This window comes from Butyrivibrio proteoclasticus B316 (assembly GCF_000145035.1).
Taxonomy (GTDB): Bacteria; Bacillota; Clostridia; order Lachnospirales; family Lachnospiraceae; genus Butyrivibrio; species Butyrivibrio proteoclasticus.
Window position 1 is genome coordinate 260,981 of record NC_014388.1, and the last position, 12,834, is coordinate 273,814.

General features: G+C 40.8%; 12 protein-coding genes. 6 read left to right on the forward strand and 6 right to left on the reverse strand.

The features are described from left to right. The first annotated feature begins 100 nt into the window (after positions 1 to 100). Genes BPR_RS16195 through BPR_RS16205 form a run of 3 tightly spaced genes read left to right on the forward strand, consistent with a single transcriptional unit; the run spans position 101 to position 2,422 of the window. Entirely contained in the window at positions 101 to 562 is a 462-nt protein-coding gene (locus BPR_RS16195; protein WP_013282564.1) for a hypothetical protein, read from the forward strand. Positions 563 to 575: 13 nt separating this feature from the next. Continuing rightward, a complete protein-coding gene (locus BPR_RS16200; protein ID WP_013282565.1) occupies positions 576 to 1,649 on the forward strand; it encodes a radical SAM/SPASM domain-containing protein in 1,074 nt (357 codons plus the stop codon). A gap of 44 nt (positions 1,650 to 1,693) precedes the next feature. After that, positions 1,694 to 2,422: a putative ABC transporter permease gene (locus BPR_RS16205; protein ID WP_013282566.1), complete on the forward strand. Its 729-nt coding sequence runs from the start codon at positions 1,694 to 1,696 to the stop codon at positions 2,420 to 2,422. A gap of 28 nt (positions 2,423 to 2,450) precedes the next feature. Here the strand turns inward: BPR_RS16205 and BPR_RS16210 are convergent, their stop codons facing one another. Further along, positions 2,451 to 3,437: a DUF3048 domain-containing protein gene (locus BPR_RS16210; RefSeq protein WP_013282567.1), complete on the reverse strand. Its 987-nt coding sequence runs from the start codon at positions 3,435 to 3,437 to the stop codon at positions 2,451 to 2,453. Positions 3,438 to 3,776: 339 nt separating this feature from the next. Between BPR_RS16210 and BPR_RS16215 the strand changes: the two genes are divergently transcribed. Both BPR_RS16215 and BPR_RS20125 read left to right on the forward strand, forming a co-directional pair. Then, positions 3,777 to 4,097, forward strand: a complete 321-nt coding sequence (locus BPR_RS16215; RefSeq protein WP_013282568.1) for a hypothetical protein — start codon at positions 3,777 to 3,779, stop codon at positions 4,095 to 4,097. Between the two features lie 186 nt (positions 4,098 to 4,283). Then, positions 4,284 to 6,650, forward strand: coding sequence for a DUF2157 domain-containing protein (locus BPR_RS20125; protein WP_013282569.1), 2,367 nt, complete (start codon positions 4,284 to 4,286; stop codon positions 6,648 to 6,650). 230 nt (positions 6,651 to 6,880) lie between these two features. On the opposite strand, the gene BPR_RS16225 is transcribed toward BPR_RS20125, so the two are convergent. From BPR_RS16225 to BPR_RS16235, 3 genes are all read right to left on the reverse strand, one after another. Beyond that, a complete protein-coding gene (locus BPR_RS16225; protein ID WP_013282571.1) occupies positions 6,881 to 7,519 on the reverse strand; it encodes a phosphoribosyltransferase family protein in 639 nt (212 codons plus the stop codon). A 131-nt stretch (positions 7,520 to 7,650) separates the two neighbouring features. Continuing rightward, positions 7,651 to 7,935 carry a hypothetical protein gene (locus BPR_RS16230; RefSeq protein ID WP_013282572.1) on the reverse strand — a complete coding sequence of 95 codons (285 nt, stop codon included), beginning with the start codon at positions 7,933 to 7,935 and terminating at the stop codon, positions 7,651 to 7,653. A 94-nt stretch (positions 7,936 to 8,029) separates the two neighbouring features. Then, positions 8,030 to 10,504, reverse strand: a complete 2,475-nt coding sequence (locus BPR_RS16235) for a beta-mannosidase (protein WP_013282573.1) — start codon at positions 10,502 to 10,504, stop codon at positions 8,030 to 8,032. Between the two features lie 194 nt (positions 10,505 to 10,698). Here BPR_RS16235 and BPR_RS16240 point away from each other — a divergent pair, with 194 nt between their 5' ends. Continuing rightward, positions 10,699 to 11,223, forward strand: coding sequence for a helix-turn-helix domain-containing protein (locus tag BPR_RS16240; protein ID WP_013282574.1), 525 nt, complete (start codon positions 10,699 to 10,701; stop codon positions 11,221 to 11,223). An 81-nt stretch (positions 11,224 to 11,304) separates the two neighbouring features. Here BPR_RS16240 and BPR_RS16245 read toward each other — a convergent pair whose 3' ends face one another. After that, positions 11,305 to 11,679: a response regulator gene (locus BPR_RS16245; RefSeq protein WP_013282575.1), complete on the reverse strand. Its 375-nt coding sequence runs from the start codon at positions 11,677 to 11,679 to the stop codon at positions 11,305 to 11,307. A gap of 105 nt (positions 11,680 to 11,784) precedes the next feature. Continuing rightward, positions 11,785 to 12,831: an ABC transporter substrate-binding protein gene (locus tag BPR_RS16250; protein ID WP_013282576.1), complete on the reverse strand. Its 1,047-nt coding sequence runs from the start codon at positions 12,829 to 12,831 to the stop codon at positions 11,785 to 11,787. Positions 12,832 to 12,834 lie beyond the last annotated feature (3 nt).

Consider the following 12,834-nt stretch of genomic DNA (forward strand, 5'->3'; position numbering starts at 1 on the left):
CCTTTTGGCCGTAATGATAGAATTGTGATAATATTTAGTTACTAAAGTAAGCTCTTTATAAGTTATCAGCTACATCATTTATGTATAGGCGGTGTTTAACATGAAAAAGCTCAAAAAGCAAGTGGTCATAGGTACTACTGCCGGGCTTGCAGGATTATTCCTGACAGCCTGCGGAGCCTACGGCCCTCCAACATATGTACCATCAGACACCACAGAAGGGGGAGCAACTATGTCAATTAGCACAAGTGAAGGAAGCTTTAATAACTCCAACGTTCAGAATTCATCTGCAGAGGCATCTCCGGATCTGGCTGGAAGCTCCAACAATAGCGTTTCTGATGCCGACGCTACTACAGACAATGCTTCAGCTTCAAGCGCATCTTCCGTTTCCGAGCAGGATTCATCTTCTGAATCTGTATCTTTTACCAAAATAGAAGGTACATCTGATCAGGATGCCAAAAAGGCCATAAGTTCATCTTCTCTTATAAGCGGTGACTTCGAATACATCAATCCCAAAGACATGCCGGTTCCTACTGTATATGGGCCTCCTGTCACAGATAGATGATTGAGGTCTTGGTATGAACACCAGAAACTATAAAAAATCTCATTTAGATATTCAATATCAAGTACATAAACAGCTCTTTGAACAGCCGATCCTGCATCAGCTGTTCTTTGAGTTTACGCTTCGTTGCAATGAACATTGCTGGCACTGCGGATCCCGCTGCGGTGATGTTAAGACCATGGAAATGACCGCTTCCGAGTGGAAACAAATCCTTGATCAGGTCAAAGAGGATTTTAGCGATCATCTTCCACAAATAAATGTCACTGGCGGAGAACCTCTTTTGTATCCCGGTTTTGAAGAAGTTATGAGTTATGCTCATGAGCTTGGCTTTAAATGGGGAATGACTTCCAATGCCATTCTGATCACCCCTGAAGTGGCCAGGATGCTTGCAAGATGCGGTATGAATACTATTTCAGTCAGTATAGACGGCCTGGAAGAAACCCATGACAGCCTTCGCGGACTTCCGGGAGCCTACAAACGTGCAATGGAAGGCATTCAGAACCTGATAGACATTGGCTCTTTTGACGCCATAATGGTTACAACTGTAGTTAACCACGAAACCCTCGGCGAACTAGGCGAATTGTTCCAGGTCATGAACGGCCTTGATATCGACCACTGGCGAATTCTTGGAGTTGAGCCTATCGGAAGAGCTCTTCAATATCCTGAGCGCGCAATGACTATAGCGGATCAGAGGGCTCTATTTGATTTCATACGTGGTAAAAGAGCTGACAATATGCCTGTCAGCTACGGATGCAGTCACTATCTTGGCCTTGATTATGAACGTGAAGTCAGAGACTGGTACTTTACCTGTATGGCCGGCACAACAGTTGCCAGTATTACCTGTACCGGGGATGTAACTGGCTGCCTTGATATTGAACGAACTCCGAGCGTAGTTCAGGGAAACATTCATGAGCGCAGGTTTTCTGATATATGGCGGAACGAATTCAAAGTCTTCAGACGAGATAAAGCCGCTGATAATGATACCTGCAGAGATTGTCAGGACCGCAATTATTGCATGGGTGGTGCCTGCCATACCTGGGATTTTGAGAACCATACTCAGCGAGTTTGTCTGGCCGAGCTATGGCGCTAATTATTTATTACATATATGTTATATAACAACCTGGAGGTTTTTCTATGATAATTGCTCAATATTTTATAGAATTCATCTTCTACAGTTTCCTTGGGTGGATATGGGAATCCATCTATTGTACTGTCAAAGAAAAGAAATGGGCTGACAGAGGTTTCTTATTCGGTCCGATATGTCCGATCTACGGCTCCTGTGTAGTTGTTACTTCGATAGTTTTCAGCTTGATCCCCGCTCTTTCTGACCCCTCTTTTCCAATTTGGGGAACCTTTATCATATGTTACCTGGGTAGTGCTGTTGCTGAATTTGGAACCTCCTGGGTTCTGGAGAAAAGATTCCACGCCAGATGGTGGGATTACAGTCATATGCCCCTCAACATTCAGGGAAGAATCTGCGTTCCTATCAGCTGTGCCTTTGGAATTGCCGGCGTTCTGATCGTTAAATATCTGATTCCATTTGTTACAGATACAAGAAGCTTTTTTAACCCCTATGTCACAATATTCTTTTCACTTATTCTTGCTATGATATTTGGTGCAGATTTTGCACTTACAGAAGCCAGCCTTTCAGCTCTTCTCAAAAATGTAGAAGAAATACACCAGGAATTTAATGAAAGAGCTCAAGGCAACTACGAAAAAATTGCCTATTACTCCGCAAGGCTGTCTCTTAATCAAAAGCGTATTCTTGGAAATATGAAAAAATATATTCCTGAAAAGAGACTATCTATTGAACTTGCAGAGAGTAAACGCAAGCTCATAGAACATATGAAATCTCGGCTATAACAACCTTATAGCCGAGATTTTCTCATAATTATCCAAAAATCAACTTATCCCATGTATCTGATGGTACAAGTCCAATGTATGTTTTTCCTCTGTTAACGGCAATTTCATTGCCTGCAGCGTCATAGTAATGAGTAATTCCCGTCTCGCTCCCTTTAGACCAGTTAATAGGAACTGCCTTACCATTAGTCAGGTAGTATCCGCTTCCGCTTCCAACCACGTTATAGGTCAGATAACCATTCTTATCAAGCTGTTTGAAGGATGTATTCTGAAGTATTACATTCTTAAATGTCAGTGGCTGTGCATCCTCTGCATCAAAATGCTGAGCATCGTATTCATAGTAGTCATAGGTCCTTGATCCCGGATTGAACAAAAGCTTACTCTTATTGTGAACAAAGATTCCGCTCAAATCTACTATATTTACAACTGCATCTCCCGCAAGATCTGTATCTGCCGGAGTAAAAAGAAAATGCGTTGCTCTCTCAGGTGCCATTGTATATGACGTAGAAATTCCGCTTTTGGCAAATCTTCCGGCAAGCTCCTGCCCAAATACATATTCAGTAAACTCAGTAGGCTTTCCATTCTTAACCCTGGTAAAACCACCGCTTAAATGCGTAGCATAAGGCTGTTTGAGATAACTCTTTATATAAAAAGGTCCTCCATCATGGATCAAAACAGCATTATATTCTCCAGTAAGCACCACATTAGTTGTACGTGTACTTCTGATGCTTCCTGTCTGCTGCAAATTCGCCCAATCCTTGTATAAACACATAAGTCTTGTAACTCTACCATTTGCAGTGCTGTTCATCATCTCATAAACAATATCTGCTTCAGCAGTACCATAGTGTGCTAGAGCCTTCTTTTCATTATCAACCATTATGGCTACAGGCCTCTGCATTGCGAGCTCATCACCGATTTCAAGCCCTGTCAGCTCATTTGTAGCTGCATAAACATTGGTAGACAGCATCATAGCGCTGATCATACCTGTGACTAACCCCAAAACTCTTCTAATTTTCATACTTGTCTCCTTAACGTAAAATCAATTAATTTATTCTATCATCTAAAATAACATTTCGCACTTCAGATTTATTCCTTCAATGCGACAATTCTCTTTGGAAACTCATAGCGTAGCGCGAGTTTCTGTATCGACATCACATATTTAAAAAAAAATTTTCTTACTACTTTCCTTCTGAAAACACTGCAATTTCAGCAGTGGCAAGGGGTGTACTTTATTTCATATTATGTGCGCAAAAATGAATTTTTGTTTTTTTGATAATGATATTTACAAACAGTTTCCTGTCTGTTATATTGCTCAATGTCGTTTATAAAGTTTTTATAAAAATTGGAGAAAGAAAAAATGAAAAACTATAAATTGTTTATTGTTACACTTATTGGTTGCGCTATGTTAACTGGTTGCGGAAATGTAAATGTACAATCAGCTATTAATTCTGAGATAGAAAGAGATATAGTAGTTGAATTTACAGAGGATGTTGATATTACTTCAGATATTATTGCAGAGGTAGAAGCTATCACAGCAAGCAGTTATAAAAATCGCCCTTACGAAAGATGCTTCCGTTTTGAAGCTAATGAGGCTTCATATGAAGCAATCACAGATGTATGCAAGACGCTTAATGATCTTCCATATATTAACGAAGCACACACTGAATGGCATAAATAATCATCTGTCACTACAAAATCCGGGTCAACAGCCCGGATTTTTTTATTAATACATTAAATTTGTGCCACATTTTGAGCCTTTATACTGTTTATTGATATATAATAACTATTACTGTTCGTAATACTATTATGATACAGACATCTTCTTTATGATGCCTGCGTCTTATTATTAAGAGGAGAAAAGTGTATGGGACAAATAGAAGAGTTGGAAAATGAGCTCAGTAGTATTCAGGCTCAGGTCAATAACATCCAGGCCAGCTTAAATAAGACCCGAAGCATGGTAAGTCTTATCAAGCAAAGCCAGAGTTCTCACGTGGCACAACTGCAAACGCAGTCGCGTTATATGCAACAAAAACAACAACCGCAGCAGGCTCAGCCACAATCTCAGTTTAATCCGCAGTATCAGCAGGTTAATCCACAGCCGCAGATACAACAGACACCGTATCAGCAGGTGCCAACAACACCGCAGTACAGACAAGTACAGCCGCAGGCTCAGGCACAGCCTCAGTACCAAAATGTACATCCGCAGTATCAACAGGCTAATCAGCCATATAACCAGACTCAGCCGAGGCCTGCACAGGCAACACAATATCAGCAGCCTGTTTACAGAACTGTTCAACCGCAGCAGTCTAATAACAGACAGGTTGTAGTACAGCCCGGAGCATATAATCACGCCGGCAGCAAGCCAAATACTTCAGAAAGTGCTGAATCCTGGATTGGTAAACATCTTATGAGCATTATGGCAAGTGTTCTTATTTTTGTCGCTCTTATCCTGTTTGCCAGCCTCATCATTCCTTATCTAAGTGATGGAATCAAGATTACTTTGATGTTTACCGTAAGCCTTGGGCTTTCAGCCTTTGCATATTTCATGCACAGGAAAAAACCCGACAATACTTTCTATACTGCACTTTTAGCTTGTGGAATCGGGTGTAGTTACATCTCTATTCTCGTTACCAGAATATCCTTTGAAGCTATTGGCGATATAGGAATGTATGTGCTTATGCTCGTATGGGGTATTGCAGTTCTTTTCCTTGCAAGAAAAGAGAATTGGCTGTTCCAGATCATCAGCAACGCCGGTTTTGTCATTTCTTCTATTATGGCATTCGGAATTGATAGTGAAAAACTCATCCTCCCCCTTCTGGCATATTTGATCATTATGGGTGGTGCTCATCAGTTTATTTTCTGGAAAAATAGTCTGCAACGTAAGCTTCAGTTTGGCGTTAACCTCGCCATTTTGGCTCAATATACAGCTGTACTAAGAGTTCATTTTGATGGCGGAGCAGCATATATAATAGCATTTGTTATTATGAGTATTCTTGCTTTGGCTGCATTTTTGTACTTTACATTTGGAGACTTTATCTGTGAAAAGGCTTCAAGTCCATATTTTGCTTTAGCCGGTGCCGCTACTCTGGCAATAACTTATTATGGACTTATGAATGGTTTAGGTGCTCCTGACATGGCAAGAGTTTGTGGTTTGCTTGTTATAGGTGTACTTGCAGAAGTTGCAATGATAATGACCGACCGTAAGAATCCTGATAATGAAGACGCATTGTTCAGTTTGATATGGATCAGTATATGGTTTTCGATCGTAGCAATAATTGCCTTTAACTATGTCGAAACATATTATAATACAGGCATTGTTTATCTGCTGCTTGCACCACTTGCTCTTTGGGGAATCAAATCCGGCAACAAATGCTACAAATGGCAGGCATTTGCTTTAGCTGCTGTTTTTGCCCTTATTGAAATGTGGGGCGGAATGACCTTGATATTCAGTATCATGGCCTTTGCTTATACAGTTCTTGTATTTGTAATCGAAGCCTTTATTTTGAACAATACCAAAGAGCTCAAGCTATCCTACTATATATTTACCATGGTCAACCTTCTCATTATGATGAACGCTATTTGTGGAAAATATGAGATTGCTGACGATTACAGACTGGTTCTGATGTCAGTTCCTGCAGGCCTTCTGAATGCAGCCATGATGTTAATACACTTTGACAGGGACAATAGTGGAGAGAGCGATTTGAGCATATTAAAGCTCCTCAACGCCTTTAATATCATTGGGATGATTACCGGCCTTTATGATATGCTTTCATCAGATAACGCTATCGCAATTGGAATCAGCCTTGTATTCACAGTTACTCTTGCAAGCATTAATCTTAAGCATCATATGGAGGGCAAGGGCGAAGAGAAGCTTTATGCAGGAATCAAATATGGAATTATACTTATTACTGCGCTATTCTGCTATGATGCAAAGGGTTACATTGCGAGCGTCGTGATCCTTGCATACGCTATAGTTTGTATCATCATAGGATTCAGCAAAAGATTTGGGGCCAAGGAACTCCGTGTTTACGGACTTATCCTGTCTATGATCTGTGTTGTTAAATTCATTATGATCGATACAACCTATGAGAACACACTTGGACATGCACTCAGCTTCCTTATCAGCGGTATTCTCTGCTTTGCAATAAGTGCTATCTACAATCACTTTGCCAAACAGGATTTAACCGAAGATAATAACACAGCAGATCGCTCAAGCAGTGGTCAGCTGTAAACAGCTTATGCGCAGGAGCCTTCCTCCTTTAAGTATTTATGCACATCAATTGCCATTTCAATTGCAAATACTATTGAGAGTATGGCTAAATGGAAATGATCGATAATTCTTTTCATGAATACTTCCTCCTGCAGATCTTTGATATATATTTATACGAATCAAATGATCTGCAGGCAGGAAATAAATATAGAATTCAGTTTTTTCTGAATCAGACTTCTTATGATTTTTCTTTAAACAGTTGAGTACCCAAATCCGTTACAAATAGCATCAACAGGAACTCCTGACTTGCAAAGCGGGCAATTATCATGACTGTAGCTTGCATACTCAGGAAAATCTCTCTTAGTGAAAAGAGCTCTGATAGGAGTATTCTCAATCTGAGTAGCAATAGAGAATACGGCTGATATCCCAACAGCCTCTCCTTTGTAGAATCTTACAGAATCAAGCGCAGCCTGAAGAGTTCCTCCTGTAGTGACAGAGTCAATGAGAATCAGCACTTTTTTACCATCAATCATGTGCTTATTATTCTCTCTGAACATCATCTGACTGTTAACATTAGTTTCCGGTTCAGTAATGTACATTGTCTTATGTGAATTCATGGAGATAATGCCGGCCTGTGTCAGCTTATCAGCCATATATGCCCCTACAACTTCCATGCCATTCAGACACAGAATAGTGTCAATAACATCAGAAGCCAGATACATTTCCGCAAGTGCCTCTCCTGTCGCTCTTGCTTCCTTCATTCTGGCCTTGGTATCACACAGATCCATGTAGTAGTTTACATGAGAATGTGGTGTTACAAAGTGTCCGGGTGTAATTCTGAGAATAACATCACTGTGTCCTGAATACTCAATCTTATTGTAATTCTGCATTATCTAACCTCCCCATATTATGTAGGTTAACTGAGCGTCAAATTAATAATATCATTAAACCGTTCATATATCTACCGAATATAAAAGAGCCATCTGGGAATTTTTTCTAAATTCCTAAATGGCTCTTATAATTATTTTTTATCATCCTCTCGAAGCTTTTTTATACCTTCAATAGCGGTTTTATATATCATCGCCATATGTCTGGATGCAGGATCATTCATATCACATTTACTCTGCATAAGCTTAAAATGTTGCAAAGCCTCATCAATAACGGATTTAGAAATAACATATCCGTCACAATACAATGTACCTGTTTCCGGATCATACCTTGACTCTTCAAATCTTGTCTTGGCATAATCTCCTGCCCCCATACTTGCTGCGAGCTGATTTATTAAGTCTGATCTACTATCTGCCATACGTATCTCTCCTTTCACAGGAAGATTTTATCATAACATCGCACGGCGAAACGTAAATTTTTTATAATATTTTGATAGTATTTTTGGCTTGCAGTTATAGTCTGATTCCTACAGATCTAACCCTTATTCCTTCAGGTTTTCCGCCAAGTATACGCACTCTCTTAGTACCGGCATTAAGGTCAAAGTAATTATCTGACAACAAGAGATCATCATTATCATTTCTAATCTCTATGCTCTTAGCATAGGCCTCTGCTGAGACTACAATTTCATCGCCTTCAACAGTTACCTTGAGCTCAGGATCAGCAAACTTGAAGTGCTTAGGAGGGCAGAAAAGAACTGTTCCCTCTGATATAACATCGCCATTTTCAAGAACCTGATAGCTCACATAATTCTCATGAAGATCAGCCTGGTCCATATCTTTTTCTTCAAACCATTTAGTAGATAAAGGCTCTACTGTGATGTTTTCTGCACCTTCTTCAATAACAGCTGCTTTTGAATTTCTCAGCTGCCATCTGACCTCAAGTTCATGGCTGTCCATAGTTTCATTCTGAACATTAAGCCTAATGGACTTTTTGATTGGATCAGCTTCGTCATTAACGCTTACTCTCTGGTCAAGATAGCCTTTCTCCTCGCAGGATATGAGGATTGGAGCAAAAAACCTCTTGGCATAATACTGAAGAGCCTTCCACCTGCCCTCATAATCAATTGAAGCCCAGGAAGCTACCGGCCAGCAATCGTTGAGCTGCCAGTATACCGTTCCCATACATCTGCCTCTATTCCTGCGGAAATGTTCAACCCCATATCTGATAGCTTCTGCCTGTAATAGCTGTGAATAATATACCAGTTCCTCAAGACTTTCAGGATAAAGGAATGTCTGGCTCATATAGTTCATGATCTTACCGTTAGCTGCGTTGTTACGCTGATGCTTCTCCATCACATAGGAAAAGATATTGCGATCTTCCGGCTCGGTGAAAGTCTCAATCGTCTTGACTGAAGGGAATGACTGGAAACCAAACTCTGACAGATATCTGAAATGGAACTGACGATATGCTGTAAATGGCTGATTACCATGCCAAACTTCCCAGTAATGGGCATCTCCTCTGCTCTCATCGTTAGGATCATCAAATCCTCCGCCTGATGAAGGGCTTGCAGGCCAATAATAAGTCTGTGGATCCAAAGTCTTTAGAAGCTTAGGGAAAAGATATTCGTACATTTTGACATAGTCAGATTTGAGCGTAAACTTAGCTCCCCAATGCTCCTGTCCCACAAAGAGCTCCATTTCGTTATTGCCGCACCATAGGCCAAGACTCGCATGATGACGGAGTCTCTCAACATTCTGGGAAACTTCTTCAATAATATTCTTCTCGAAATCTTCTGTAAGCCTGTATACAGCGCAGGCAAACATAAGATCCTGCCAAACTACAAGTCCAAGTTCATCGCAGATATCATAGAAATCATCTTCCGGATAGTATCCGCCGCCCCATACTCTTATGCAGTTAAAATGTGAATCTGCGCAGTGCTGCAAGAGCTGCCTTGTACGTTCCTTATTAACTCTGCTAAGGATATTGTCCTGTGGAATATAATCAGCACCCATGGCGAATATCTTAATGCCATTTACTACATGACAGAATTCCTCGCCATATTCATCCTTTTCTCTGGAGATAGTCATTGTCCTAAGACCTATTCTCTTCTCCCAAACATCAAGGAGTTCACCTTCACTATCCTTAAGTTCAACTCTTACTGTATAAAGAGGCTGTTTGCCATATCCGTTTGGCCACCACAGCTGAGGATTCTCAATAGCTATGCTATATGGAGCGCCTACATTAGTAGCAATCTCTTTTCCCTCAGGATCAGTAACAGTAACAGTTGTTATGCATTTATTCAATAAATTACGGTAATCAGTTGCAGACTCAAAGGCACAATGCGCAGCCCTGTACTTATGATCCACTGTAAGTGTGACCTTGCCGTCCTCATGATCCTGTATAACATATACATCATATAGTCTTGCCTTTTTCACTCCGACAAGGCTTACCGGTCTCATGATGCCTGCATCGGGCAGTCTTGGGCCCCAATCCCATCCAAACATGTAATGAGCCTTACGAAGCTTTGGAAATCCCTTGGAACAGTCCTCAGAGCCAAGAACGGGGTCATTTTCGAATTCTTTTTTAATAAAGGCATTAGGAGAGTGGAAAACAATTCTAAGCTCATTTTGGGCCTTTAAACTGTCTTTTACACCATATTCAAATGTCCTGTGCATATTACATACACTGTCCACCAGATTACCGTTCAGATAAATATCTGCAACGGTATCAAGCATCTCAAATTTGAGCAGGACTTCATCGCAGTCCATAAGCTCATCACCCTTTGGCAGCGCAAAGTTCATGCGGTACTCATAATCATAGTCCATGAGTCTTAGAGCCTTGTCCTCATTATCTCTGTAATATGGATCTTCCATCAATCCATTATCAAGCAGGTCCGTATATACAGTCCCGGGAACAGTTGCCTTATACCACTTATCCTGGTCTGTTCTACGCATTTCCCAATTATCATGCAAATACCTTGTAATCATATAGTTTCCTTTCTCATTGTGCTCCTGAGAGCATCATGGATCATGGCCTAACATGCCTTTTTCATTATATCTCATTTGTAATATAAATCATTCAAATAATCTTCATTTTTTCATAGAAATAAGATAAGATATAGGTGTTGTGGGATTCAGAAAATGGAAACGCGCAATTTTAGAGTTTTTTAAGGGGATTATTAATGGGAAAAAGATCAATCAGAGAAAATAAGAACATTTACTTCGAGAGCCGCGAGGAAGCAGGACTTACCAGAGCACAGGCCAGTGAACTCATCGGAACTATCAGCGAGAGCCGACTTGAAAAAATGGAAACCGGCAAGACTGCCATTTATCCTGAGGATGTTGTTGATATGGCCGCAGCCTACAAGAAGCCCGAGCTTTGTAACTATTATTGCACGCACGAATGCAGGATTGGCCAGGAATCCGTTCCAGAAGTCAAGGCTGCTTCTCTTTCAGAAATAGTTTTGGGAATGCTTTCTGCACTTAATTCTCTCGATAGACAGAAAGACCGTCTCATCGACATTACAGCTGATGGCGAAATTACTGAGGATGAGCTTCCTGATTTTGTCAGGATCCAGGAACAGCTTGATCAGATCGATCTTACTGTAGAATCACTCAAGCTCTGGATGGCCAGCACAATTGCCGAAGGCAAGATAGACAAGAAGGTTTTAAAGGAAGCGACAGACAAATACCGCATCAAAAAATAATGATAATGAGCTTTTAGCCAAAAAACCTGCCAGGGATCAAATCCCTGGCAGGTTTATTATTATATCTTATTATTCAGATAATTACTCATCTGCATTGTCGAACACTTTATTAACCGCAGTGATCACATCGGAAGCTGTAAAAGGTTTGATCACAAAATCCTTGGCTCCTCTTTTAATTGCCATAACGATCATGTTCTCATACTTCTGATCAGAGCACATGATAACATTTGCCTTGGAATCATACTTGATAACTTCTGTTAGCGCATCAATTCCATTCATTTTAGGCATATTGATATCCAGGATCATAAGGTCAGGATTCTTTTCCTTATAGAATTCAACAGCCTGAACCCCATCTGTAGCCTCTCCGATGATCTGGTATTTTTCCGGATCAAGCGCAGATTTCAGCATTTCTCTCATAAAGGTCGTATCATCAGCTATCAGAATTTTTCTTTTCATAAGTAAGGGCCTCCTTAAGGAATATACTACCAAATATATTATGGCTACAAATACGTTTATTTTTCAAATAAAATATTGATAAAATGTCTCCAAAAATATATTGTGTTATTCCCCAATATCCTGTACAGGATATACGACGCCGTCTATTTCAACTTCTGTCACATCATCAATAGAACTAAAAAGCTTTTCGTCAACATAGTTGAACTTATCAGGTTTCATTCCCTCAACAAGCATCTCAACAAGTGCCTTTACTCTTGGGCCATGAAGCGGATTGCACTCAGCTATGCAGGATATTTTTCCTTCCTTGGCATAATCAAGCGCCTCTTTATTGACTCCGTCAAAGGAAACTACCATGATCTCGCCGTTTTTGATATTGGGCCCTGCCTTTTTTCCTGCCGCCTCAATCGCATCAATTGCACCGATCGCCTCATTATCATTCTCACAATAGACAACATTGATATTATCAAAGCGCTTCAAAAGACCTGACATTACCTCTCTGCCCTTGGTCTCGGTAAAATCTCCGGTAACCTCCGCCATCAGATCCCAGCCGTTTTCTCTGGCTGCATTAGCAAGTCCTCTTGTTCGGCCGATCTGTGCAGTTGATCCAATTGTCCCCTGAATATTTACAATATGCAGCTCATCAGCTTTCATACCGATGGTCTCTGTATATTTCTGTATCCAGGCCGCCATTTTGCGCCCTTCCAGCTCAAAATCAGATCCGACCCAGCAGGAATACAGATTTTTATCCGGAACATCTACCCTTCTGTCAACCAGTATTACCGGAATTCCTGCATCCCTTGCCTCTCCCAGAACAGAATCCCAGCCGCTCTCTGTAACAGGTGCCAGGACAATATAGTCCACTTCCTGCTGTATAAACGTCCTGATAGCAGTGATCTGATTAACCTGCTTCTGCTGACCGTTCTTGTAAATGAGGTTATAACCTTCCTCAGGTACAAAGGCGGACTGCATCGATACTGTATTTGCACTTCTCCAGTCAGATTCAGCCCCTAACTGAGAAAAACCTATTGTTATAAGGTTCTTTTCTTCGGCTGTCTCTTCACCATTATCCTTCTGAATGCTACTGCTCCCGCAACCGGCTATCATTGCCACTGACAGGAGCAGCCCCATCGCTAACTTAGCAAATTTATTCATAAA

Coding starts and splice junctions, on each gene's coding strand:
- BPR_RS16200 (WP_013282565.1), top strand. CDS start 576: ATGAACACCAGAAACTATAAAAAATCTCATTTAGATATTCAATATCAA.
- BPR_RS16240 (WP_013282574.1), top strand. CDS start 10,699: ATGGGAAAAAGATCAATCAGAGAAAATAAGAACATTTACTTCGAGAGC.
- BPR_RS16195 (WP_013282564.1), top strand. CDS start 101: ATGAAAAAGCTCAAAAAGCAAGTGGTCATAGGTACTACTGCCGGGCTT.
- BPR_RS16235 (WP_013282573.1), bottom strand. CDS start 10,504: ATGATTACAAGGTATTTGCATGATAATTGGGAAATGCGTAGAACAGAC.
- BPR_RS16245 (WP_013282575.1), bottom strand. CDS start 11,679: ATGAAAAGAAAAATTCTGATAGCTGATGATACGACCTTTATGAGAGAA.
- BPR_RS16215 (WP_013282568.1), top strand. CDS start 3,777: ATGAAAAACTATAAATTGTTTATTGTTACACTTATTGGTTGCGCTATG.
- BPR_RS16225 (WP_013282571.1), bottom strand. CDS start 7,519: ATGCAGAATTACAATAAGATTGAGTATTCAGGACACAGTGATGTTATT.
- BPR_RS16250 (WP_013282576.1), bottom strand. CDS start 12,831: ATGAATAAATTTGCTAAGTTAGCGATGGGGCTGCTCCTGTCAGTGGCA.
- BPR_RS20125 (WP_013282569.1), top strand. CDS start 4,284: ATGGGACAAATAGAAGAGTTGGAAAATGAGCTCAGTAGTATTCAGGCT.
- BPR_RS16210 (WP_013282567.1), bottom strand. CDS start 3,437: ATGAAAATTAGAAGAGTTTTGGGGTTAGTCACAGGTATGATCAGCGCT.
- BPR_RS16230 (WP_013282572.1), bottom strand. CDS start 7,935: ATGGCAGATAGTAGATCAGACTTAATAAATCAGCTCGCAGCAAGTATG.
- BPR_RS16205 (WP_013282566.1), top strand. CDS start 1,694: ATGATAATTGCTCAATATTTTATAGAATTCATCTTCTACAGTTTCCTT.